This window comes from Escherichia sp. 94.0001 (genome assembly GCF_013369155.2).
Classification (GTDB): domain Bacteria; phylum Pseudomonadota; class Gammaproteobacteria; order Enterobacterales; family Enterobacteriaceae; genus Escherichia; species Escherichia coli_F.
On the sequence record NZ_JABWMS020000338.1, the window covers coordinates 1 to 234 of the forward strand.

A 234-nucleotide genomic window follows, 5' to 3' on the forward strand; every position below is an offset into this window, starting at 1 on the left:
TGCTGACCCACCCGCGCTACGGCATGGGGAAACGTCTTGGTGCGGCGGATGTGGATAAATGGGCACTGTATGTCATCGGCCAGTACTGCGACCAGTCGGTGCCGGACGGTTTTGGCGGTACGGAGCCGCGCATCACCTGTAACGCTTACCTGACCACACAGCGCAAGGCGTGGGATGTGCTCAGTGATTTCTGCTCGGCGATGCGCTGTATGCCGGTATGGAACGGGCAGACGC

General features: G+C 61.1%; 1 protein-coding gene. It reads left to right on the top strand.

The window, feature by feature from the left end; translation table 11 throughout:
- A partial coding sequence (locus HEN33_RS26020; protein WP_183083583.1) for a hypothetical protein occupies window positions 1–234 on the top strand: 234 nt, incomplete at both ends.